Source organism: Pseudomonas sp. 910_21 (genome assembly GCF_052850735.1).
Genome location: NZ_VXCY01000011.1, coordinates 198,692 through 221,126, shown reverse-complemented (window position 1 = coordinate 221,126; position 22,435 = coordinate 198,692). Strand labels below are relative to the sequence as shown.

Here is a 22,435-nt window from a genome sequence, read left to right as displayed (position 1 = left end):
TGCGACGAGCGTAGCCGAGATTTCGGCGCCCATAAGATCAACACAAACCCATGAAAATTCTGTGAAAACTTCAGAAAGGTTCAGGTTTTGCGCGAAGGCGCCGAAATCCTAACAGACAGGCGCAAAATGCGCCGCGATGTTATTGGACTTCCGTAGGGTTGGCGCTCGAAGGCAGGCGTGCTTGGATGCTCACGGCCTTTTATGACAAGAACAAGAATCTGGAGTGACCGGATGATGAATAGCTTACGCAAGATGTCCATCAGTCAGCGCTTGTGGCTGATCCTGATCGTGGCGGTGCTGACCCTGGTGACCCTGGGCGTGATGATGCTCAAGCAGATTCATGGTGACCTGTACCAGGCCAAGGCGCAGAAAACCCAACACGTGGTACAGACCGCCGCCGGTGTATTGAACTACTACCAGGGCCTGGAAGCCGCCGGCAGCCTGAGCCGCGAACAGGCGCAGAAGCAGGCACTGCAGGTGATTCGCGGGCTGCGCTACAACCAGAACGACTACTTCTGGATCAACGATCTGACGCCGGTGATGATCATGCACCCGGCCAACCCCAAGCTCGACGGACAAAACCTGGCGGCAGTCAAGGACCCGGACGGCTTCGAGGTGTTCAACGAAATGGTGGCCCTGGCCAAAAGCAAGGGCGCCGGCATGGTGGACTACCGCTGGCCCAAGCCCGGGGCCGAGCAGCCGGTGCAGAAGACCTCCTATATCCAGCTGTTCCAGCCCTGGGGCTGGATCATCGGTTCCGGGGTCTACATCGATGACCTGCAACAGGAGTTCTATGCCCAGGTAGTGCGGGCCTCTTCCATCGGCCTGGTGATTGCCCTGCTGATGGCCGGGCTGGTGGTACTGATAGTGCGCAGCATCGTCAGCCCACTGCGCGAAACCGTACACGCCATGGCCAATATCGCCAGCGGCGAAAGCGACCTGACCCGCAGCCTGGATACCCACGGCCAGGATGAAGTCACCGAGCTGGCCCGGCACTTCAACGGTTTCACCGCCAAATTGCGTGGCGTGGTCACGCAGTTACAGACCAGCGCCGCCGCTCTGGAACAATCCTCCAGCGAGTTGGGCAGCAATGCCACCGAGGCCCAGGAGCGTAGCCAGCAACAGTCCCAGCAGATGGAACAGGTGGCCGCGGCCATCAGTCAGGTCACCAGTGGCGTTCAAGATGTCGCGAAGAACGCCGAGCACGCCGCCGGTGAAGTGCGCGAGGCCGAAGCCCAGGCCCAGCAAGGCCAGGTCAATATCGACGGCAGCCTGCAACAGATCGAACAACTCTCGGGCACCATCGACCAGGCGGTGGAAGTGATCCGCACCCTGGCGGCAGAAAGCACCCAGATCGGCACCGTGCTGGAAGTGATCCGCTCCATTGCCGAACAGACCAACCTGCTGGCCCTGAACGCCGCCATCGAAGCGGCCCGGGCCGGGGAGCAAGGCCGGGGTTTTGCCGTGGTGGCCGACGAGGTGCGCCTGCTGGCCCAGCGCACCCAGCAATCGACCGCGGAAATCCAGGGCATGATCGAGCGCCTGCAGAATCACTCGGAAGCGGCGGTCAAGGTGATTGGCGACAGCAGCCGCGCGTCCCAGTTGACCATCGAGCAGGCGGGCCTGGCCGGGGCCAGCCTCAACGCCATCGGCCAGGCCCTGCGCACCCTCAACGGCCTGAACGCCTCGATTGCCAGCGCCACCCTGCAACAGGCCCATGTGGTGGAAGACATCAACCACAACGTCGGTCAGGCAGCTGGCCTGTCCCAGGGCACGGCTCTGGCGGCCCAACACTCCAGCGCCGCCAGCCGCCACCTCAAGGAGCTGTCGGAACAGCTCAATAACCTGCTGCGCCAGTTCCGCGTCTGAGTCACCTCAGGGTCATGGCCCCGGGCTAACGCCCAGGGCCCAGACTGGGTACAATCTGCCCCCTCCTCCACTTCCCCAAGGAACCGCCATGTCCGGGCTTGAACTGTTTGCCGCTGCGCTAGGCGTCATCGCCGTCTGGCTGACGGTCAAACAGAATCCCTGGTGCTGGCCCATCGGCCTGGTCATGGTGTTGCTCTACAGCTGGATCTTCTACGAGGTCAAACTCTATTCCGACATGCTGCTGCAGGTGGTCTACGCCGTGCTGCAGCTTTATGGCTGGTGGCAGTGGACCCGGGGCGGCGAGCAGCATCAGGGGCGCCCGGTCAGCCAGCTGCAGGCCGTTGGCTTGCTCCAGGGCCTGGCCCTCGGCGCGCTGGGCAGCCTGTTATTGGGGGCGGCCATGGCCCACTGGACCGATGCCGCGCAACCCTGGCTCGACGCCGCCCTGACCGCCTTCAGCCTGGTGGCCCAATGGTGGATGGCACAGAAGCGCGTGCAGTGCTGGCCGCTGTGGATCGCCGTGGATGTGATCTTCGTCGGTCTGTTCCTCTACAAGGAGCTGTACCTGACCGCGGCGCTCTATGCCCTGTTCACCCTGCTGGCAGTCCAGGGCTGGCGCACCTGGCGCGCCGACCCGGCGTTGCAGTCGTGAAGGTACTGGTACTGACCGGCCCCGAATCCAGTGGCAAAAGCTGGCTGGCGGCCGAGCTGCAAAAGCACTTCGGCGGCATCCAGGTGGGTGAGTACGTGCGCCACTTCATTGAGCAGGAGCGCCGCGATACCTGCCTGGCGGACATCCCCGAGATCGCCCGTGGCCAGTTGGCATGGGAGGACCAGGCCCGGGCCCGGCAACCCGCCCTACTGATTCTCGACACGCACCTGCTGAGCAACCTGCTGTGGAGCCGGACCCTGTTCGGCGATTGCCCGTCGTGGCTGGAGCCCCAGTTGCTGGCCCGGCATTACCACCTGCACCTGTTGCTGTCCCCGGAGGATGTGGCCTGGAGCGACGACGGCCAGCGCTGCCAGCCGCAACTGGCGCAACGCCAGGCCTTCTTCGAAGCCACACGGCAATGGCTGGACCTGCACGCGCAACCTTACCGAGTCATTCGCGGTGATTGGCAGGAGCGCCGGCAGCAGGCCTTCGCCCTGGTCCAGCAACTGCTGCTGGACTGATCCCGTAGCGGGCGCGTGCGCCCCCCAACGTGTCCATTCCTGAAACACCTCCCTGGCGATCAGGCCGCCATTTTCCGGGGCCCGGCCAACTGTCGGCGAAACTGTTGCGCTACTGATACACCCCCGCAGCAACCCCCGTTCCAGAGCATTGTCCCGGTTATGGCCAATGGCCGTCGGCGGCGTCTGTCTCAATCCTGAAACACCTGCTGCGCCCTTCCCCTCTGCATTTTCACAAGCCCTTGATTCTGCAAAAGAAATCAAAAGCGGCACGGCTTCTGCTCTCTCCCTCTCAACGCTGACTAGGGCCAGCACTGAGAAGAAGGAATACCGCCGTGGGGACTCTGAACCAAAGTTTCACCCGCCTACTGCTGATCGGCTGTGCCGTCAGCGCGGTGTCCAGCCTTCCGGTTCTGGCGGCGGGGAATGGCGAGATCATCATCCAGCGCACCGTACAGGCACAGCCCATTGGCCGTGCGCCTCTGCAAAAAGATCCCAATCCCATATCGGTCAATACCAACCCTTCGGCTTTGGTCAATCAAATGACCGGCAATGAAATGACCGATGGCGATTTCGCCGGGATCAGGACCGGCTCGCTGATCCGCGGCACCGTGCTGTCCGGCAACAACGGTGTACCGGGGATGAATGTCCTGAGCAACAGCAATAGCAATGGCCTGCCCGGCATGGCGGTCGGTCATGGTGGCGGCGCCGGGGCCAGCATTTCCGGCTCGATCAATCGGAGCATCAACGCCGGCATGGCTCCCTTGAACAATATCGGGGGCCAATAAGATGAATCGCTCAGTCCTGCTCCTTGCCTTGCTCGCCTGCTCCGGGGCCATGGCCGACTCTGCCAGTCAAGTCGCCGACACCTCCAGCATCCAGAACTCCGGCGCCGGCTACACCGGCAACTTCAACGTCAACCAGGCAGCCGGCGACCAGCAACAACAGACCAACGTGCGGGCCATTGCCATCGGCACCAACGCCACGGCCACCACCAGCATCACCCAACGCATCACCACGCCAGCCGACCGCTCGGTCAATGCCAGCAGCACCATCGGCGGCAACTCTTTCAGCAACGGCAGCGGCGCACTGGGCGTGAACCAGTCGGCCGGGGCCAACAACCAGATGGCCAATGCCCTGCGGATCAGCATCAGTGCCAATCCGCAAAGCATTGACGACAGCGCCCTGTCCCAACAGAACGTGGCGCTGTTACCAAACTCGGGAGCAACTGGCACTCAACAAGGCAGCCGCCAGGTCGTTACCAGCGACCAGGCCTTCACCGGCAGCCGCGGAGTGATTCAGGTGAACCAGAGTGCCGGGGTGGGGAACCGCATGGCTAACACCCTGAGTATCCGGGTCGCAGATTGACCCCTCGTAGTGCAATTAGAAAGTACCAACACTTAACCAACTAATAAGCACCGGAGAAACACCATGAAACCTACAATGGCTCTCAAACCACTGGTTTTCGCACTGGCCGCAGTCATGGCAATGGCCGCCCAGGCAGGTGGAAATAACAACGGTCACAACGGCGGTCATGGCAATGGCCATGGCGATCATGATCAAGGTCCAGACCTCAGCACCCTGCTGCAAATCACCGCCGGGGCCGGTGCTGCAGTGATCGACGTGCAGAACAGCAACACCAACGTGGTGAAAAACCAAGGCACCAACAACAACGCCAAGATGGACAACTCCCTCAACAATTCCAACGGCAACATGGGTGCCAACGTCGCCGCCGGCGACGGCAACCAACAAGACAACGCCGCCGCCCTGGCAACCGCTGACGAAAGCTTCATCTTCGGCAGCGCCGTGGCTGCTTCCAGCGCCACCCAGGTCAACAACAATAACTATGTGAAAAACTCTTCGACACAGAACAACGCTGTGTTGAACAACTCCGGCAACAACGGTTCCGGCAACATCGGCATCAACGTTACCGCCGGCGACTTCAACCAACAGAAAAACAACCTGGCAATCGCCGTGTCCGGTGGCCGTGTAGCCACTGCCGCCGCTGCAGCCAACCAGCAGTCGACCAATCTGGTCGTGGATAACAAAGGTGTCCAAGCCTACAAAAAAGACACCCTCACTGGCGGCTTCGTAGCCCATGGCAGCTACAAAGGTACCGGCAGCGGCAAAATCGAAGGCGACGATCATGGCGGCGGCCATGGCCACGACAACAAAGGTGGTCATGACAACGACGATCAAAAATTCACCTTCAAGGAACAAGGCACCATCGAACTGGCTGGCTACTGGACCCAGCAAGTGCTGACCAAAGACGGCTGGAAAAACCCAGTGGTCAACAACGCCAGCATGACCAACTCGATGAACGGCTTCTCCGGCAACGGCGGCGCCAACGTCTCGGCCGGTGTGGGCAACCAACAAAGCAACTCGCTGTCCATCGCTGCTGGCTGCAAAGCCTGCATGTAATCGCGATCGTAACGAAAGCCCCGGAAACGGGGCTTTTCCACAGTCCGACTCAGGCGTAACGATCATGCGTACTGCGATCCTCTCTCTCTTGCTTTGCCTCTGTGCTCCCGTCCAGGCTGCGCAGATGGCCGTCGCCGGCCTGCCCGGTGGCAACCTGATCTTCAAACAGGTGCAGAGCGTGCGTGAGCGCAAGTTCAGCGACATCGTCGAACAGAAGACCGACTTCAGCTGCGGTGCCGCCGCACTGGCGACCATTCTGCGTCAAGCCTACTGGCTTGATGTCGATGAGGAGCACGTCATCAAGGGCATGCTGGTCAATTCGGATCAGGGCCTGGTTCGCACCCAGGGCTTTTCCATGCTCGATATGAAGCGCTACGTGGAAAGCATCGGCATGCGCGCCCGAGGCTACCGGATTCCGCCCGACAAGCTCGAAGCGGTGACCATTCCGGTGGTGGTACTGATGGAAATTCGCGGCTACAAGCACTTCGTGGTGATGCAGCGGGCCCAGAAAGACTGGGTCTACATCGGTGACCCGGTGTTGGGCCACAAGCGTTACTCCCACGAAGACTTCGTCAAAGGCTGGAATGGAATCGTGTTCGCCATCATCGGCCCCGGCTACGACAAGACTAACGCCTTGCTCGAACCACCTGCCCCGCTGACCGCGAAGAACAAGTTCGATGGTTTCTACCCGGTCAAAGACGCGGACCTGATGGACTTCGGTTTTATCCAGAGTGACTTCTTCTAGCAGTTCTAGAAGCCCGAACAATCATAAAGGGGCAGGACGCTCCGGGAGCAGCAAGCAGATGAAGACTTCATACTGGCTGGCAGCCGCCTGCCTGGCAGCAGCTCTTCCAGCCCATGCTGGTTTCAAGCCCGAACTCATCCAGGATCAGGAGTTATCGCAGTTACGGGGCCGTTACGTAATGCCGGGGCGGATTATCAGCTTCGGCATTGTCATGAGCAGTACCTGGCGCAACGCCAGCGGTGACCTGATCGGTGCGACCACCTCGCTGCAGATCCAGCAAGCCACCATCAAACCGGAATTCTACGTTTCCACCATCACCCAGACCGGTAACGGAACTACGCCGCCCCCAGGCACCGGCAACGTGATCGGCGGTGCAGGCCTGGCCAGTAGCCAGGGCGTGACCCAGAGCGTGAGGGCTGCCGGCGACGGCAACTCTGCCTACAACAACATCAGCATCAATGTCACAGAGGCCAACCAGGCACCCGCCTTGGCCGCCGGGGTCGGCCAGGCCTTGATGAGCGGCCAGACCATCACCGGCAGCAACGCCGCCGGCAGCGTGGCGGTATCGGCCCTCAATGGCGGTATCCAGATGGCGATACAGGCCAACGGCAATCAGGGCAATGCACTGCAGCAGGTGGCCCAGGGCAATCTGCTGCAAAACACCCAGTTGATGGGTAACAGCAACCTGGTCAACAACCTGACTCAACTCAATGTGGTACTCAGAAACAACGGTCCCAGCAACGGTGCTTTGGACTGCAACCTGACTACGCTCGACGCTCTACGCAAATTCTGATCTTGAACTACGCTGATTCTCGACCATTGGGGTTCACAAGGGACGGTTTATTTCATGTATCGATCGGTTTCACTGCGCGCAGTAATGTGTTTAAGCACTCTATTACCGGCGGCGCTGGTCCAAGCAGCGCCGGATGCCGATGTAGAGACCCTGAAACGCGAACTTCTGGAGCTCAAGCAACGTTACGAAGTACAGCAGAAGGCCTTGGCGGTACTTGAGCAACGGGTGCGTCAGGTAGAGGATCAGCCAGCAGCGCCACCGCCCAAGCGCCTGGCCAAGTCGCCGGCGGACCTCAAAGGCAATCAACAGGTTGCCGGCACAGGCGCCGGAGCGGCGTCCGGAGGAGCAGCCGGGGGCGCTTCCTATGGTCAGTCGCTCAAGGATGATTCGGCTCCGGCACAAAGCGTCAGCAACCTTTACGACGAAGCCAGTGGCTTCTTCGGCGGCGGCAAGTTCAGCGTCGAGACCGGCTTGACCTACGCCCGCTACGACGCCCGACAACTCACGGTCAACGGCTTCCTCGCGCTGGACTCGATCTTTCTCGGCAACATCAACCTGGACCGGATCAAATCCGATACCTGGACCCTGGACCTGACCGCGCGCTACAACCTCAACAACCGTTGGCAATTCGACATCAACGCACCCGTGCTGTATCGCGAGTCCACCTTCCAGTCCGGTGGTGGCGGCGGCTCCGGCACCCAGACCACCGAGGAATCGGTGACCCGTGACCCGACATTGGGGGACGTGAACTTCGGCGTGGCTTACAAGTTCCTCGACGAATCGGAGTTCTGGCCCGACGCCGTGGCCACCCTGCGAGTCAAGGCACCCACCGGCAAGGAACCGTTTGGCATCAAGCTGGTTCGATCCGCAGGCAACAACAACCTGTACGTGCCTGAAAGCCTGCCCACCGGTAACGGCGTCTGGTCGGTCACCCCCGGGATCTCCCTGGTCAAGACCTTCGATCCGGCCGTGCTGTTCGGGACCCTGGCCTACACCCACAACCTGGAAGAGTCGTTCGATGACATCAGCTCCACGGTTGGCAGCAAGACCCCCGGCAAGGTCCGCCTGGGTGACAGCTTCCAGATCGGTGCCGGTGTGGCCTTCGCCCTCAACGAGAAGATGAGCATGTCCTTCTCGGTGTCCGACCTGGTGCAGCGCAAGAGCAAACTCAAGCAGGACGGTGGCGATTGGCAATCGGTGGTCTCCAGTGACGCCAACGCCGGTTACTTCAACGTCGGCATGACCATCGCGGCCACCGAAAACCTGACCATTGTGCCCAACCTGTCCATCGGCATGACCGAGGACGCTCCGGCCTTCACTTTCAGCCTGAAGTTCCCCTACTACTTCTGATCCATCGGCAAAAACGCCAAGGCCCGCTGCGATTGCCCAATCGCAGCGGGCCTTGGCGTTTTCGCCGCCCTAGCGGATCTGGTGTTTGTGCAACAAACGGTAAAAAGTCGGACGCGAGATGCCCAGCACCCGGGCAGCCACGCTGAGGTTGTCGCTGTGCCGGTTGAGCACGTCGCACAGGGCCTGACGCTCGGCGCGGTGCTTGTAGTCTTCCAGGGTGCCCATGGGCAGATCCTGGGCTTGCAGGCCCTGCAATCCCAGGTCACTGGCCTGGATCTGCCGCCCCTCGGCCAGCACCAGGCCCCGGCGCACCCGGTTGGCCAGTTCGCGGACATTGCCCGGCCAGTCATGTTTGCCCATGGCCACCAGAGCGTCCTCACTGAAACTGCGAGGCCGGCGCCCGGTTTCCTGGCTGTAGAAGTGAGCAAAGTGGCTGGCCAGCATCCCCAGGTCGCCGTGACGCTCACGCAGCGGCGCCGTGATCACCTGCAGCACGTTCAACCGGTAATACAGATCCTCGCGAAAACGACCACTGGTGATGGCCGCCTCCAGGTCCACGTGGGTCGCAGCCAGCACCCGTACATCCACGGGTATCGGCTGGCTGCCGCCTACCCGCTCGATGTGCTTTTCCTGCAGGAAGCGCAGCAGATTGGCTTGCAGTTCCAGCGGCAAATCACCGATCTCATCGAGGAACAAGGTGCCGCCATGGGCCGCCTCGATGCGCCCGACCTTGCGTTGGTGTGCCCCGGTAAAAGCGCCCTTTTCATGGCCGAAAAGCTCGGACTGGATCAGGTGTTCGGGAATCGCCCCGCAGTTGATCGCCACAAAGGGCTTGTCGTGACGCTGGGACTGGCGATGCAGAGTCCGCGCCACCAGCTCCTTGCCGGTGCCGCTCTCGCCACGGATCAGGACCGGTGACTCGGTGGGCGCCAGTTTGCTCAGCAGCTTGCGCAGGTCGCGGATCGGCCGGCTGTTCCCCAGCAACTCGTGCTCGGGCTGGTCCACATGGATCGAGCCCTGGCCCCTCAGGCGGGCCATGCCGAAGGCCCGGCCCAGAGTCACCTGAACCCGGGATACGTCGAACGGCAAGGTATGGAAGTCGAAAAACCATTCGCAGACAAAGTCACCGACCTTTTGCAGGCGCAGGACTTCCGGACTCAGCACCGCAATCCACTCGGTGCCGCTGTGGCTGATCAGGTCCTTGACCGCTTCCGGGCGCTCCAGGTGAAAGGGTTGCAGGCGCAGCAAGCCGACATCGCAGGAACGCTCACGGGCAGACTCCAGGTCACAGCTATCCACATCCCAGCCAATGGCGCGCAGACCGGGTAGAAGGCGATGGCAGTCGTCACAGGGATCGACCACCAGCAAGCGGCGCTGCACGGGAGCTTCGAGCATGACTGTACCTTGGCGCCAAGAGGATGGAAAAGTTATTAGAAACAGTGGTTTGGCTAACCTGGCTGTAACACTAGCAAGAACTTGACGCGTGAATGTACCAATTGCTTATAGCGCTTCTTCCCAAAGGAACTAAGGTGCCGCCAGAACTTCGCCCAGAGTGACTGATTGTCGCAGTTGTTTTTTAGAAACCCCGTAACTAATGGCCCTGTCACAGGGCTCAGACGCGAAAGTTGTAAAAACTTGTTTTTCCGTGTGACCCGATCACTACCTCAGTGCATCAGTACAAGTGACCAGCCGAACGGTAAGCCCAACCGACGGCACATCATCTGATTGGGCACATAGAGAGAAGACCCCATGAACGCCCCGCTCCGTAGAAACGAAGCACTTTTGATCGCCGACCGCGCATTCAAGCCTTTTCAATGCGTGGCCTGGGCCCCACAGGACGGGAACGGCGAGCTGAGCCTGACCGTCATCGACCGTACCAGTACCCGTATCGGTCAAACCCGGATTCCCAGCAGTGCCTACTCTGATCCAGCCCAGCTGGAAGACCTGCTCAAACAAGCCCGCGCTGAACTGAGCCAGGAAGGTTATATCTTGCAGTCTTGGGCCATGCCCAAGTAAGCGATGCTGTTAGCGGATCACCCGAACAGGTGATCCGCTATTTAAGCAAAACAACTAAGCACGCTATCTATTTCCCCTTCGCTACAACTTTTACCTTCAGGGTAGTGGTTGTTTTGGCTGTTGCAGAAGCGACACCTCTTCGCTGTTTCCAGCTGTTGTGCCCTTTGCCTCTCCGATGGCCTCTCAGGGCCGCCCCATCAGTGGGTCACTGATGCTGTGCGCCCCGGTTTCCAACCGTCCGGCCACCCGGCGCAACCAGCCTGCGTCACTGCGCAGCGTCAAGTCATACCAGCCACCGCTGGATTCACAGGCAAAGACCTGGCGCACCTCTGCTCCCCCAGGTACGGCCAGGGTCCAGGGGCCCTGTTGAGTGTAGGGACAGCGATCGACAGTGACCGATACCCCATGCGTCCCCGGATTGCTCAGCGTCAGCTGCAGCTGGTTATTGCTGGACGTCACCAACAGCTCCGGCTGCAACTGTTGCAGTTGACCGCTGAAACTGCGGTGGAAGCCATTGGGACCCAATACCCACAGCTGATAGCGCTCCACCACCGGCCAGCTGTCCTGCAGCGCCTTGCCGGCCTCCACTGTGTAACGACGCGGAATATCGCTCAGGTGCAGGCCGTCATAGACATGGAACACTGCGCCCTGTCCGCCGGTGTTCTGCAGGCTCAGTGACAGCGTCTTGGCCTTGGGGTCTACCTGGCTGTCGACATGCAGACGATATGGCAATGCCCGTGAAGGTCGGGCCAGCCGCGGCTGGTGCGGTGGCAGCTGCTGGCTGGCCAATGGCACCGGCACCTGAAGCAGTTTTTCCTGGCGCTGGCGCAAACCATCGGCGGCCTGGCGGGTGGTGGTCTGCAGCGCCGGCAATGGCTCATGGTTAGGGTCGACGAAATTCAACGCCGACGTCAGGTCGCCACATACCGCACGCCGCCATGCACTGATATTCGGCTCCCGCACACCAAAGCGTTTCTCCAGAAATTGCAGCACCGAGGTGTGATCGAACACCTGGGAGTTGACCCAGCCTCCCCGGCTCCAGGGAGACAGCACCAACATCGGCACCCGCGGTCCAGGGCCATACACGCCGCCATCGGGCAGTGGTTGCTGGGTCGAGCCGGGTGGCGCCGGATGCTTGAACAGTTCGCTGTCGAAACCCAGCGTGGACTTGCCGGCAAAGCTGCCATCCTGGCGCTGGGAAGGTGCCGACGGCGACGGCACATGGTCGAAGAAGCCATCGTTTTCATCGTAGGTGAGCAACAGCACAGTCTTGCTCCAGACCTCGGGATTGCTGGTCAGCGCCAGGAGGATCTCCTGGGTGAACCAGCCGCCCTGGACCGGACTCGATGGGCCGGGATGCTCGGAATAGGCGGCCGGCGCAACAATCCAGCTGACCTGGGGCAACTTGCCGGCCTGCACGTCATTGCGAAATCCACCAATGATGGTCTCCAGATTGCTGCCGCTGCTGGCCGGCAAGGTATTGCCATTGCCCTTGTACAGCGGAGCCACGGCGTTCAAGGCATCGCTGTAGGGCATAAAGGCATTGAAGTCCTTGGGCGGCTGGGCTGGATTGCCCACCTGCACGCTGGCGGCACGGTACTGACGGAAGCCGGCCAGGGGGTTGTCGCCAAAATTGTCCGGCAGGTGCTGGTAGACCTTCCAGCTGACGCCCTGCTCTTCCAGGCGTTCAGGATAGGTCTTCCAGCTATAGCCGACGTTTACCGCGCCCGGACCATCCCATTCGTTGACCACCGCGGCGACCTTTGCCGCTGTCGGGCCGTTGCAACCGGTCCAGAGAAACAGCCGATTGGGGTTGGTGCCAGCGTGCACCGAACAGTGATAGGCGTCGCACAGGGTGAAGGTGTTGGCCAGGGCGAACTGGAACGGCAATTCCTGCTCACGGTAATAACCCATGGACGTGGTGGTCTTGTGGGTCGGCCAGGCATTCATGCGGCCGTTGCCCCAGGCCGCATGTGCATCTGCCCACGAATGGGGCGTGCCACTGACGCGCTGGGCGTTGCCTTTGGTGCTGTCCAGGTGATACGGCATCACCAACCGGCCCTTGCCCTGTTGTTCCCAAACCTCGCGCTGACCGGGCAGCGGAATGGTAAAGCGGTCACTGAAACCCCGCACCCCGGGAAAAGTACCGAAGTAATGATCGAAAGAGCGATTTTCCTGCATCAGGATCACTACGTGTTCGACGTCCTTGATCGTCCCCGTACGGTTATTCGCCGGTATTGCCAGGGCTTGGCGAATAGCCACTGGCAAGGATGAAAAGAATGAACCGATAGCGGCCGCTTGCAATAGCTTCCTGCGTGAAAGACTGGGCATGGGTGATTGAATCCTTATGGTTGCAGCGCGATATATGACGCTGCAATAAAAGTATTCACCTCAAGTAACAATGCAGTGACATTGTCATTGCACTTGCATCAAGTCGATATTGCTCAGGCCTGCTGCCTCACAAACATTCCACGTTCTCAAGATTGCAGAAGAATATTTCATGAATAAAACACCCGAGCTTGCAAAGCCGTCTTGAACAACCAGACCCAGGAACAATATCGACCCGTGGCCTTATTGAAGATTGTCCGCCACTTCATTGCGTTGAACCCGCAACGGATTGAATACCAGCCGGATAAACTGCGGGTCCCGTGCGAGTTTGTAGTCCGGACCGACAAAGTACTCCTTGGCCTCCGGATCATTCTGGCCAAGATATAGAATCCAGGCCGTTGTAATACCGGCGAACTCGTTTTCCCGGACACTTCGCACCGGACTGAAATGGGTGGCGTTATGGGCCGTGGCACTCCATCCCGGCACGGCCTTGATCAACCCACCCTGCCAGAGCCGCGGCCAGGCCCAGGCCGGCACCACCACATCCGCGGCCCCGGTGAGCACCAGGGTCGGAGTCTTGACGGTAGAGCCAAGGCCTATGGGCCCGGGCTCGATGGGCAGCGAGCCGATGTAGCGCAGCTGTGGATCGATGTCCTTCAAGGTGCCAGGCAGCAGACTCGACGACAGGATCGACGCCCCGCCGCCGGCGGAATGCCCCGCTACTATGGTGCGGGACAGGTCGACCTTGCCGAACAACGGTGAGGTTGGGTCCTGGTTGAGCTTGCTCAACTCAAGAGCGCCGAGTACATGCATGCTGGGCGCGGTATTGATGAAGTCGGAGGAGATGATCACGATAAAGCCGTAACTCGCCCACAGCCTCAGCAGATCGGTGTATTGCCCCTGATTGGAAAGGATGCCGCCAACAAAGTTGACCGCCGGCAACTTGTCCAGATTCTTTATATTGCTCGGGTAATAAACGCTGGTGGAAATCGGACTGGAAAAACCATATGGAAAGGACGAGTTACATTGAACGCTGTTGTCCAACAGCATGATCTTCGCCAACACCCCCAACAAACCACGACAATCACTCAGGACCGCATTGGTAGTTACCTTGTAGGGCCCCGGCGACTTGGCATATTGATCATTGGCCAGCCCCAGCGCCGGAACAAGTTGCGAGGCACCAGCCAGACTCCCGCTAGTAATGAACAGACCGGCCAAACACAGTTGCACTGCCACCTTGCGTATCGATCTCATTGATAAGTCCTTTATCTACCTGCGTTCCCTGCATGACCGAATACTCCCTCACGGCCGTGCCCCTCTTACTGCCAATCACCTGAACTTCATCCAACTGCAACAACGCCTAAACATTTCAAACTTAGTTGCCCAGCAGCCCCTGGCGACCCTAAAACAGGTCAATTTCCAAGGTCAATCCTTATTTAAACTAGAGCAATCCGCCGAAGCGCCGATAGAAGCTCTCGCCTACATCCGGTAGTGGACCATCGGCGCTCTCCAGAGCCGTGGCCAGCCACTCCTCGGCCTTGGCCTGGATCAAGCGATAGATGTTGCGACACAGCTGGCGTGCTGCCCGGCCCTCCCAATCGCCGGGAAGCAGTTCATCCGGCAGTTGCGGGTCGCGCAGCAACAGCTTGCGGTACTCATGAATCAGCAGCAGGCGAGCCAGGAAACAGTCGGACGGCTGCAGTTGCTCCTGTTCCCGCAGGGCCTGCCAGAGGGGGCGAAACAGTTGGATGAATTCACTGTAATGGGCCGCCAGCTCATCAATGTTCCAGCTCTCGCGCACTTGCTGGCGCAGGGCTCTGGAACCGAGCGCATCCTCGGGCGTGGTGGCAAAGACGATGGTATCGTCCTGGGCGCCAAGCTCCAGCAAGGTGGCATTGATATCGGCGCGATCGCTGCGCGGGCATGCCAGCATCAGCGGCGACATCGCGGCAAACCCTTGCCACTCCAACTCTTCACGCACTTGCTTGCGCAACTCCGGCTGCAGTTGCCCGAGCATCACCAGGCACCAGGAACCGTCCCAGGCCGGCACACCGGCGCTGTAGACCCGCTTGAAGGCCTTGTCGAAACGACGGCGACCGGCCAGGGTCAGGCTGTAGTAACTGCGGCGACCGACCTTTTCGGCAGTCAGCCAGCCCTCCTTGCTCAGGCGGAAAATCGAGGTACGGATCAGCCGCTCGTTGATCCCCATGGGCTCCAGCAGTTGAATCAGGCTGCCCAACCAGACGGTGCCGCCATGGGGCTCGATGGCATCGCCGTACAGGGTGATGATCAGCGAACTGGCGCGGATCGGGGTCTGCTCCTGAAAGCGTTTGATCAGGTGATTCAGTGGCGCTAGGGACGACATGGACATACCGGAAAAAAAGGAAGGAATATAGCCGGTTTAAGGCCGTTGCAGCGGCCCGGCGTATTCATGGGGGTTCATTGGCCTGCCTTGGGACGAAAGCCGCCGTCAGCGATTCGCGGCCGATCGACCTCGACCCGAGACAGCGGCTCACAGGCTTGCATCCGCTCCAGGCAGCGACGGGTCAAATGCTGGTACTCCCGGGTGCCGGCCAGTTTCCAGGCCACTTCCTCGTCGCTCAACTGACGCGTGACCCGCGCCGGCGCGCCCATGACCAGCGATTGCGGTGCGCATTCGAAGCCGGCCTTGACCAACGCTGCTGCCGAGACGAAGGAGCGTGGCGCAATAAAGGCGTTGTCCATCACCACCGCATTCATGCCCACCAGCGCATCGGCGCCAATCCGGCAGCCGTGCAACACAGCGCCATGACCGATATGACCATTGCGCTCCACCACCGTGTCGCTATCGGGGAAGCCGTGCATGACGCAGGTGTCCTGCAGATTGGCCCCCTCTTCGAGGACAATCCGGCCGAAATCCCCCCGCAGGCTGGCCAGGGGGCCGACATAGCAGTGGGGGCCGACTATCACATCGCCGATCAGCACCGCCGAAGGGTGTACATAGGCACTGGGATCGACCACCGGAGTCAATCCGTCAAGGCTGTAGCACGTCATGCTGTTTCTCTCTCTGATCAACAGGAGCTGCTGTTGTTGGAGCGACCGGGGAGGCGGTCCACTTACCCGCGAATACACCGCCGAGAATGCACGACACCAGTCCCCCCAGGATACCGATACAACGCGGACGGCATTTTGTATCAGATTATTCTCGGCACACAACAGCCCTTGAAAAACACTGGCCTGCTCCGCCACTAACCCCACAACCGGCAAACTATAAAGGATGTAGCCTGAATCAAGGGCGCCAGGCAGCATCCCGTCGACCTTCCGTCCCGAACAGGTCGCAGTCGAGAGCGAATAATAGGACACATTAATAATCTTTTAATCTTGATTTTATGTATCGCATTAGCGATATACTCGGCGAAAACCGGCTCCCGGGCCGACCCAACAATCGAGCCGGCAAACGGCCGCATCACGCCGAGGACATCCACCATGCCTCAATACCTTGCCGTCAAAACCCTGAACAGAGTGTCCCGACCATGAACTTCGCCACCATCCTGTTCTCCATCAGCGAGGGCGTCGCCCTCCTCAGCCTCAACCGCCCCGAACAGCTCAACAGTTTCAACCCGCAGATGCATGGCGAGGTGCAAGCGGCCCTCAAACACGTGCGCAACAACCCCGAGGTGCGAGTCCTGCTCCTGACCGGCGAAGGCCGCGGCTTCTGCGCGGGGCAGGACCTGGGCGAGCGAAACGTCGCACCCGGCGACGCAGCGCCGGACCTGGGTGCATCCATCGAACAGTTCTACAACCCGCTGGTGCGCGAGCTGCGCGACCTGCCGTTACCGGTGATCTGTGCAGTCAATGGTGTGGCCGCCGGCGCCGGCGCCAACCTGCCCCTGGCCTGCGATCTGGTGCTGGCGGCGCGCTCCGCGAGCTTTATCCAGGCCTTCTGCAAACTCGGACTGATTCCCGATTCCGGCGGCACCTGGCTGCTGCCACGCCTGGTGGGCATGGCCCGGGCCAAGGCCCTGGCCCTGCTCGGCAACCGCCTGAGCGCCGAACAGGCCGAGCAATGGGGGTTGATCTACCAGTGCGTGGACGACGCCTTGCTGCGCGATGAAGCCCTGAGCCTGGCCCGGCACCTGGCGACCCAACCTACCTATGGCCTGGCGCTGATCAAGCGCAGCCTGAATGCCAGCCTGCACAACAGCTTCGATCAGCAACTGGAGCTGGAGCGCGATCTGCAACGCCTGGCAGGGCGCAGCGACGACTACCGAGAAGGCGTCAGTGCCTTCATGGAGAAACGCGCTCCCGTGTTCAAGGGACGCTGAAATGGCCCCGCTGCCCGATATCGCAGAGACTGCCGCAGTCGTTGCCGGGGCACGAGCGTCCATCACCCTGATCATTCAGAGGCGCTAACCCGCGCCTGCAGGACTCTCCCGGGAGCCAGCCGTGGCGCTCCCGGGTCATGCACTCAGAACCCGCAGCGGCGGGTTGAAAGACAACAACAATACGAGTGACACCATGAACATGCCGATAGCCCGAACCGTGCCCGAAGTGCCGCTGGACCCGATGGAAACCGCCAGCATCGACCACCTGCGCCAGCATCAGCTGGAGCGCCTGCGCTGGAGCCTGAACCACGCCTACGCCAAGGTGCCCCTGTATCGCCAGCGCTTCGACGCCCTGGGCGTGCATCCCCAGGACATCCAGCGCCTGGAGGACCTTGCCCAACTGCCCTTCACCACCAAGTCCGACCTGCGGGACAACTACCCCTACGGCATGTTCGCGGTGCCCATGCAGGAGGTGGTGCGCCTGCATGCCTCCAGCGGCACCACCGGCAAGCCCACCGTGGTGGGCTATACCCGCAACGACATCGACACCTGGGCCCAGGTGGTGGCCCGGTCGATCCGCGCCGGCGGCGGCCGGCCCGGAGACAAGGTGCATGTCTCCTATGGCTACGGCCTGTTCACCGGCGGCCTGGGGGCACACTACGGTGCCGAACGCCTGGGATGCACCGTGATTCCCATGTCCGGCGGCCAGACCGAGAAACAGGTGCAACTGATCAAGGATTTCCAGCCGGACATCATCATGGTCACGCCGTCCTACATGCTCAACATCGCCGACGAGATCGAACGCCAGGGCCTTGATCCCCACAAGCTGGCCCTGCGCCTGGGAATCTTCGGCGCCGAACCCTGGACCGACGAACTGCGCGACGCCATCGAGCAGCGCCTGGGCATCAAAGCCCTGGATATCTACGGGCTGTCGGAGATCATCGGCCCGGGAGTGGCCATGGAATGCGCCGAGACCCGCGACGGACCGACCCTCTGGGAGGATCATTTCTATCCCGAGATCATCGACCCATTGACTGGTCAGGTACTGCCCGATGGTGAACTGGGCGAGCTGGTGCTCACCTCCCTGACCAAGGAGGCACTGCCGATGATCCGCTACCGTACCCGCGACCTGACCCGCCTGCTGCCGGGCACGGCGCGGCCCATGCGGCGCATCGACAAGATCACCGGACGCAGCGACGACATGCTGATCATTCGCGGGGTCAATGTGTTTCCGACTCAGGTAGAGGAGCAAGTGCTCAAAGCCGTACACCTGGCCCCCTGTTACGAGATCCATCTGTATCGACACGGCAACCTCGACAGCGTCGACATCCACGTCGAGCTCAAGAGCGAGTACCAGCAGCTGGGGGATGAGCAGCAAAGGGCCATCTGCAGCGAACTGAGTCGCCACATAAAAACCCATATTGGCATCAGCTCACGTATCGTTTTGCAGCCCCCTTTCAGCATCAAGCGCTCGGAAGGCAAGGCCTGCCGGGTGGTCGACAGCCGTAAATAGCTTTAGCGCAAGCATTGGAGCCCCGTGATGACGGGGCTTTTTTTCGTCTGTCATTCGGGTATGGAGGCAAAACGATACAGAAACAAAACATGACACGTTATTTTGTGTTTGATATTTATTTATGTATCGCATATAAACATTCACAGCCTCACCCACACCTGCAACCCGGGAGACACTGCATGTACGCACAGCTGGTAGAGACGGGGGTCAAGCGCATCAAGCCGCTGGCAGAAATGTCCGAGCAGGAGCGCACCTTCCAGGAAAAGATCGACGGGGAAATCAAGATCGAGGCCAAGAACTGGATGCCCGATGCCTACCGCCAGACCCTGATCCGGCAGATTTCCCAGCATGCCCACTCGGAAATCGTCGGCATGCTGCCCGAAGGCAACTGGGTCACCCGCGCGCCGACCCTCAAGCGCAAGCTGCAACTGATGGCCAAGATCCAGGACGAAGCCGGCCACGGCCTGTACCTGTACAGCGCCATGGAAACCCTCGGCGCCGATCGCGACGAAGAAGTCGCCAAACTCCACAGCGGCCGGGCCAAGTATTCCAGCATCTTCAACTACCCAACCCTGAACTGGGCCGACATGGGCGCCGTGGGCTGGCTGGTGGACGGCGCCGCCATCGTCAATCAGGTGGTGCTGCAGCGCACCTCCTACGGCCCCTACTCCCGGGCCATGGTGCGCATCTGCAAGGAAGAGAGCTTCCACCAGCGCCAGGGCTACGAAATCCTCCTGACCATGATGCGCGAGGGCAACCAGGCACAACGGGAGATGGTCCAGGACGCCATCAACCGCCTCTGGTGGCCGGCCCTGATGATGTTCGGCCCCAGCGACGAACACTCCCCCAACAGTGCCCAGTCCATGGCCTGGAAAATCAAGCGCCAGAGCAATGACGAACTGCGCCAGCGCTTCATCGACCAGACCATCCCGCAGCTGGAGCTGCTGGGCTGCACCTGCCCCGACCCGGAGCTGAAATGGAACGCCGAGCGCGGCCATTACGACTTCGGCGAAATTCAGTGGCAAGAGTTCTACGAGGTGCTCAAGGGCAATGGCCCGTGCAATCAGGAACGCCTGGAGACTCGCCGCAACGCCATCGACGACGGCGCCTGGGTACGGGCCGCCGCCGTGGCCCATGCACAGAAGAAAGCCAACAAGAACGCCGCCTGAGCGCGCGCCCAGCCTGATCCGGAGTCAATGCAATGTCTGAATGGACCCTCTACGAAGTCTTCGTGCGCAGCAAGCACGGCCTCAATCACAAGCATGTCGGCAGCGTGCATGCCGCCGACGACGCCATGGCCATGAACAACGCCCGGGACCTGTACACCCGGCGCAGCGAAGGCGTAAGCCTGTGGGTGGTGCCCTCGGCGCAGATAGTCGCCTCCTCCCCCGATGACAAGGACCCGCTGTTCGACCCTGCGGACGACAAGGTCTACCGCCACGCCAGCTTTTATCAGCTGCCCCCCGAAGTCGGACACATGTGAGGCCGGCCATGAACCCTACAAACGATCTGATCGACCACCTGCTGCGCCTGGGCGACAGCGCCCTGATCCAGGGCCAGCGCCTGTGCGAATGGTGCGGCCGGGCGCCGGCCCTGGAAGAAGAACTGGCGCTGATGAATGTCGGCCTCGACCTGGTGGGCCAGGCCCGCAACTGGCTGGACTATGCCGCCGAGCTGCTGGCCGATGGGCGCGACGCCGACCATCTGGCATTCCGCCGGGACGAGCGGGCCTACCGCAACCTGCTGCTGGTGGAGCAGCCCAACGGTGATTTTGCGCTTACCATGCTCAAGCAGTTCTTCTATGACGCCTGGCACCTGGAAACCCTCCAGGGCCTGAGCCAGTCCAGCGACCCGCGCCTAGCCGGAATCGCCGCCAAGGCGCTCAAGGAAGTCACCTACCACCTGCGCCGCTCCAGCGAATGGGTCGAGCGCCTGGGGGACGGCACCGAGGAAAGCCACCAGCGCATGCTGCAGGCGACCCCGCGGCTGTGGCGCTTCACTGGCGAGCTGATTGAGCACCACGCCGGTGAGATCCAGCTGCATCAGGCGGGTCTGTGGGCGGACCCGGCCCGGGTTGCCGAAGCCTGGCGCGCCACCGTAGAAGCCGTGTTCTGCCGGGCGACCCTGCCCGTGCCCGAGGCCCCGAGCCCTTTCTACCTGGACGCGCGCCGGGGCCTGCACAGCGAACACCTGGGCCCGCTGCTGGCCCAGATGCAATTCCTGCCGAGGGCCTACCCCGATGCGGTCTGGTGAGTTGATCGGCAGCGACCAGGGCGCGCGGCCGATGCGGCCTGGGGACCTGGACCTGGCCTGGGCCACCCTGGATCGGGTGATGGACCCCGAGGTGCCGGTGGTCAGCGTGCTGGACCTGGGCATCGTTCGCGACCTCGGCTGGCAACAGGGCCACCTGCGGGTGTCGGTCACTCCGACCTATTCCGGCTGCCCAGCCACCGAAGTGATCGAGAGCGACATTCGCCAGGCCCTGGAACAGGCAGGCTTCGCGGCACCCAGACTATTGCGCCAGCTGACCCCGGCCTGGACCACCGACTGGATCACCGAGCGTGGCCGCCAGCGCCTGCAGGCCTACGGCATCGCGCCACCTTCGGGCAGCAGCAAGCGCAGCCTGCTGGGGGAGGCGCCTGCGGTGCACTGCCCGCAGTGCGGCAGCGCCCACAGCGAACGCCTCAGCGAGTTTGGTTCCACCGCGTGCAAGGCCCTGTATCGCTGCCGTGACTGCCTGGAACCCTTCGACTACTTCAAGTGCATCTGAGCCGCCAGCCGCCTCAGAGGAGAACCGCCATGAGCCAGTTCCACCGCCTCACCATCAAGGACGTACGCAGCGAAACCCGCGACGCGGTGTCCATTGCCTTCGAGATTCCCCAGCACCTGCAGCAGCAGTTCCACTTCACCCAGGGCCAGCATCTGGTATTGCGTACCGAGCTGGATGGCGAGGAAGTGCGCCGTTCCTACTCCATTTGCACCGGGGTCAATGACGGTGAACTGCGCATCGCGGTGAAGCGCGTCAATGGTGGGCGTTTCTCCGCCTTCGCCAATGAGCGGCTGCAAGCCGGACAGTCTCTTGAAGTGATGCCCCCCGCCGGGCGTTTCCATGTAGAGCTCGACCCCCAGCGTCGCGGCCATTACCTGGCGGTGGCCGCAGGCAGCGGCATCACGCCAATCCTGTCGATCATCAAGAGCACCCTGGAAACCGAGCCCCACAGCCGCATCACCTTGCTCTACGGCAACCGTTCCAGCGCCTCGGCGCTGTTTCGCGAACAATTGGAGGACCTGAAGAACCGCTACCTGCAGCGCCTCAACCTGGTGTTCGTCTTCAGCCGCGAGCAGCAGGACATCGACCTCTACAACGGCCATATCAACCAGGACAAATGCCAGCAGTTGTTTGCCCGCTGGCTCGATGTCCGGCAATTGGACGCGGCCTTTATCTGTGGCCCCCAGGCCATGACCGAGAGCGTGCGCGACAGTCTCAAGGCCGCGGGCATGGACGCCGAGCGAATCCACTTCGAGCTGTTTCATGCAACCGGCGACGGACACAAACGCCAGGCCCGTGAAGCCGCCCGAGTGCTGGACGCCCAGGTCAGCCGGATCACCGTGATCAGCGATGGCCGGGCCCTGGCCTTCGACCTGCCGCGCAACAGCCTGAGCCTGCTGGACGCCGGCAATGCCCAAGGCGCCGAACTGCCCTATTCGTGCAAGGCCGGAGTCTGCTCCACCTGTAAATGCAAGGTCATCGAAGGTGAAGTGGAAATGGACAGCAACCACGCGCTGGAAGACTACGAAGTGGCGGCCGGGTACGTGCTTTCCTGCCAGTCGTTCCCGGTCAGCGCCAAGGTGGTGCTGGACTTCGACCAGCTCTGAACCCTGCCCTCACGAAGATCCCGGATTGGCACTGGTGCCTCCGGTGCCAG

22 protein-coding genes are annotated in these 22,435 nt (G+C 61.4%); 17 read left to right on the top strand and 5 right to left on the bottom strand.

What is annotated here, in order from left to right; all coding sequences use genetic code 11:
• Positions 1 to 234: 234 nt before the first annotated feature.
• The 9 genes from FW796_RS29310 to FW796_RS29270 all read left to right on the top strand — a co-directional run bounded on the left by FW796_RS29310 (position 235) and on the right by FW796_RS29270 (position 8,348).
• On the top strand, positions 235 to 1,869 hold the full coding sequence (locus tag FW796_RS29310; protein WP_446440529.1) for a methyl-accepting chemotaxis protein: 1,635 nt from the start codon (positions 235 to 237) through the stop codon (positions 1,867 to 1,869).
• An 88-nt stretch (positions 1,870 to 1,957) separates the two neighbouring features.
• A complete protein-coding gene (gene pnuC, locus FW796_RS29305; protein WP_346634379.1) occupies positions 1,958 to 2,521 on the top strand; it encodes a nicotinamide riboside transporter PnuC in 564 nt (187 codons plus the stop codon).
• Positions 2,518 to 3,042, top strand: a complete 525-nt coding sequence (locus tag FW796_RS29300) for an AAA family ATPase (protein ID WP_346634378.1) — start codon at positions 2,518 to 2,520, stop codon at positions 3,040 to 3,042. The genes pnuC and FW796_RS29300 overlap by 4 nt, the downstream gene beginning before the upstream one ends.
• A gap of 332 nt (positions 3,043 to 3,374) precedes the next feature.
• Complete coding sequence (locus FW796_RS29295) at positions 3,375 to 3,827, top strand: hypothetical protein (protein WP_346634377.1); 453 nt, start codon at positions 3,375 to 3,377, stop codon at positions 3,825 to 3,827.
• A gap of 1 nt (position 3,828) precedes the next feature.
• Positions 3,829 to 4,407, top strand: coding sequence for an adhesin (locus FW796_RS29290; protein WP_346634376.1), 579 nt, complete (start codon positions 3,829 to 3,831; stop codon positions 4,405 to 4,407).
• 63 nt (positions 4,408 to 4,470) lie between these two features.
• Positions 4,471 to 5,460, top strand: coding sequence for a heme utilization protein (locus FW796_RS29285; RefSeq protein ID WP_346634375.1), 990 nt, complete (start codon positions 4,471 to 4,473; stop codon positions 5,458 to 5,460).
• 64 nt (positions 5,461 to 5,524) lie between these two features.
• Entirely contained in the window at positions 5,525 to 6,205 is a 681-nt protein-coding gene (locus FW796_RS29280) for a C39 family peptidase (protein ID WP_346634374.1), read from the top strand.
• 58 nt (positions 6,206 to 6,263) lie between these two features.
• On the top strand, positions 6,264 to 6,998 hold the full coding sequence (locus tag FW796_RS29275; protein WP_346634373.1) for a hypothetical protein: 735 nt from the start codon (positions 6,264 to 6,266) through the stop codon (positions 6,996 to 6,998).
• Positions 6,999 to 7,052: 54 nt separating this feature from the next.
• Positions 7,053 to 8,348: a hypothetical protein gene (locus FW796_RS29270; protein WP_346634372.1), complete on the top strand. Its 1,296-nt coding sequence runs from the start codon at positions 7,053 to 7,055 to the stop codon at positions 8,346 to 8,348.
• 69 nt (positions 8,349 to 8,417) lie between these two features.
• On the opposite strand, the gene FW796_RS29265 is transcribed toward FW796_RS29270, so the two are convergent.
• Complete coding sequence (locus FW796_RS29265; RefSeq protein ID WP_346634371.1) at positions 8,418 to 9,743, bottom strand: sigma-54 dependent transcriptional regulator; 1,326 nt, start codon at positions 9,741 to 9,743, stop codon at positions 8,418 to 8,420.
• Positions 9,744 to 10,097: 354 nt separating this feature from the next.
• On the opposite strand from FW796_RS29265, the gene FW796_RS29260 reads away from it, so the two are divergent.
• On the top strand, positions 10,098 to 10,364 hold the full coding sequence (locus FW796_RS29260) for a hypothetical protein (protein WP_346634370.1): 267 nt from the start codon (positions 10,098 to 10,100) through the stop codon (positions 10,362 to 10,364).
• Positions 10,365 to 10,547: 183 nt separating this feature from the next.
• Here FW796_RS29260 and FW796_RS29255 read toward each other — a convergent pair whose 3' ends face one another.
• From FW796_RS29255 to paaY, 4 genes are all read right to left on the bottom strand, one after another.
• Positions 10,548 to 12,695: a phosphocholine-specific phospholipase C gene (locus tag FW796_RS29255; protein ID WP_446440515.1), complete on the bottom strand. Its 2,148-nt coding sequence runs from the start codon at positions 12,693 to 12,695 to the stop codon at positions 10,548 to 10,550.
• 240 nt (positions 12,696 to 12,935) lie between these two features.
• On the bottom strand, positions 12,936 to 13,946 hold the full coding sequence (locus FW796_RS29250) for a poly(ethylene terephthalate) hydrolase family protein (protein ID WP_446440514.1): 1,011 nt from the start codon (positions 13,944 to 13,946) through the stop codon (positions 12,936 to 12,938).
• A 187-nt stretch (positions 13,947 to 14,133) separates the two neighbouring features.
• On the bottom strand, positions 14,134 to 15,057 hold the full coding sequence (paaX, locus tag FW796_RS29245; RefSeq protein ID WP_346634367.1) for a phenylacetic acid degradation operon negative regulatory protein PaaX: 924 nt from the start codon (positions 15,055 to 15,057) through the stop codon (positions 14,134 to 14,136).
• 74 nt (positions 15,058 to 15,131) lie between these two features.
• Positions 15,132 to 15,725 (bottom strand): phenylacetic acid degradation protein PaaY, encoded by a 594-nt coding sequence (gene paaY, locus FW796_RS29240; RefSeq protein ID WP_346634366.1) that lies wholly within the window; start codon positions 15,723 to 15,725, stop codon positions 15,132 to 15,134.
• A 479-nt stretch (positions 15,726 to 16,204) separates the two neighbouring features.
• Here paaY and paaG point away from each other — a divergent pair, with 479 nt between their 5' ends.
• From paaG to paaE, 7 genes are all read left to right on the top strand, one after another.
• The gene (gene paaG / locus FW796_RS29235) at positions 16,205 to 16,996 is read left to right on the top strand and encodes a 2-(1,2-epoxy-1,2-dihydrophenyl)acetyl-CoA isomerase PaaG (protein WP_346634365.1); all 792 of its coding nucleotides are present in this window, start codon (positions 16,205 to 16,207) and stop codon (positions 16,994 to 16,996) included.
• A 193-nt stretch (positions 16,997 to 17,189) separates the two neighbouring features.
• On the top strand, positions 17,190 to 18,509 hold the full coding sequence (paaK, locus tag FW796_RS29230; protein ID WP_446440513.1) for a phenylacetate--CoA ligase PaaK: 1,320 nt from the start codon (positions 17,190 to 17,192) through the stop codon (positions 18,507 to 18,509).
• 179 nt (positions 18,510 to 18,688) lie between these two features.
• Positions 18,689 to 19,678: a 1,2-phenylacetyl-CoA epoxidase subunit PaaA gene (gene paaA / locus FW796_RS29225; RefSeq protein ID WP_123725264.1), complete on the top strand. Its 990-nt coding sequence runs from the start codon at positions 18,689 to 18,691 to the stop codon at positions 19,676 to 19,678.
• 32 nt (positions 19,679 to 19,710) lie between these two features.
• Positions 19,711 to 19,992: a 1,2-phenylacetyl-CoA epoxidase subunit PaaB gene (gene paaB, locus FW796_RS29220; RefSeq protein WP_110597045.1), complete on the top strand. Its 282-nt coding sequence runs from the start codon at positions 19,711 to 19,713 to the stop codon at positions 19,990 to 19,992.
• 8 nt (positions 19,993 to 20,000) lie between these two features.
• Complete coding sequence (paaC, locus tag FW796_RS29215; protein WP_346634363.1) at positions 20,001 to 20,762, top strand: 1,2-phenylacetyl-CoA epoxidase subunit PaaC; 762 nt, start codon at positions 20,001 to 20,003, stop codon at positions 20,760 to 20,762.
• On the top strand, positions 20,749 to 21,279 hold the full coding sequence (gene paaD / locus FW796_RS29210) for a 1,2-phenylacetyl-CoA epoxidase subunit PaaD (RefSeq protein ID WP_346634362.1): 531 nt from the start codon (positions 20,749 to 20,751) through the stop codon (positions 21,277 to 21,279). Before paaC ends, paaD begins: the two co-directional genes overlap by 14 nt.
• Before the next feature lie 29 nt (positions 21,280 to 21,308).
• Positions 21,309 to 22,385, top strand: a complete 1,077-nt coding sequence (gene paaE / locus FW796_RS29205) for a 1,2-phenylacetyl-CoA epoxidase subunit PaaE (protein WP_446440512.1) — start codon at positions 21,309 to 21,311, stop codon at positions 22,383 to 22,385.
• Positions 22,386 to 22,435 lie beyond the last annotated feature (50 nt).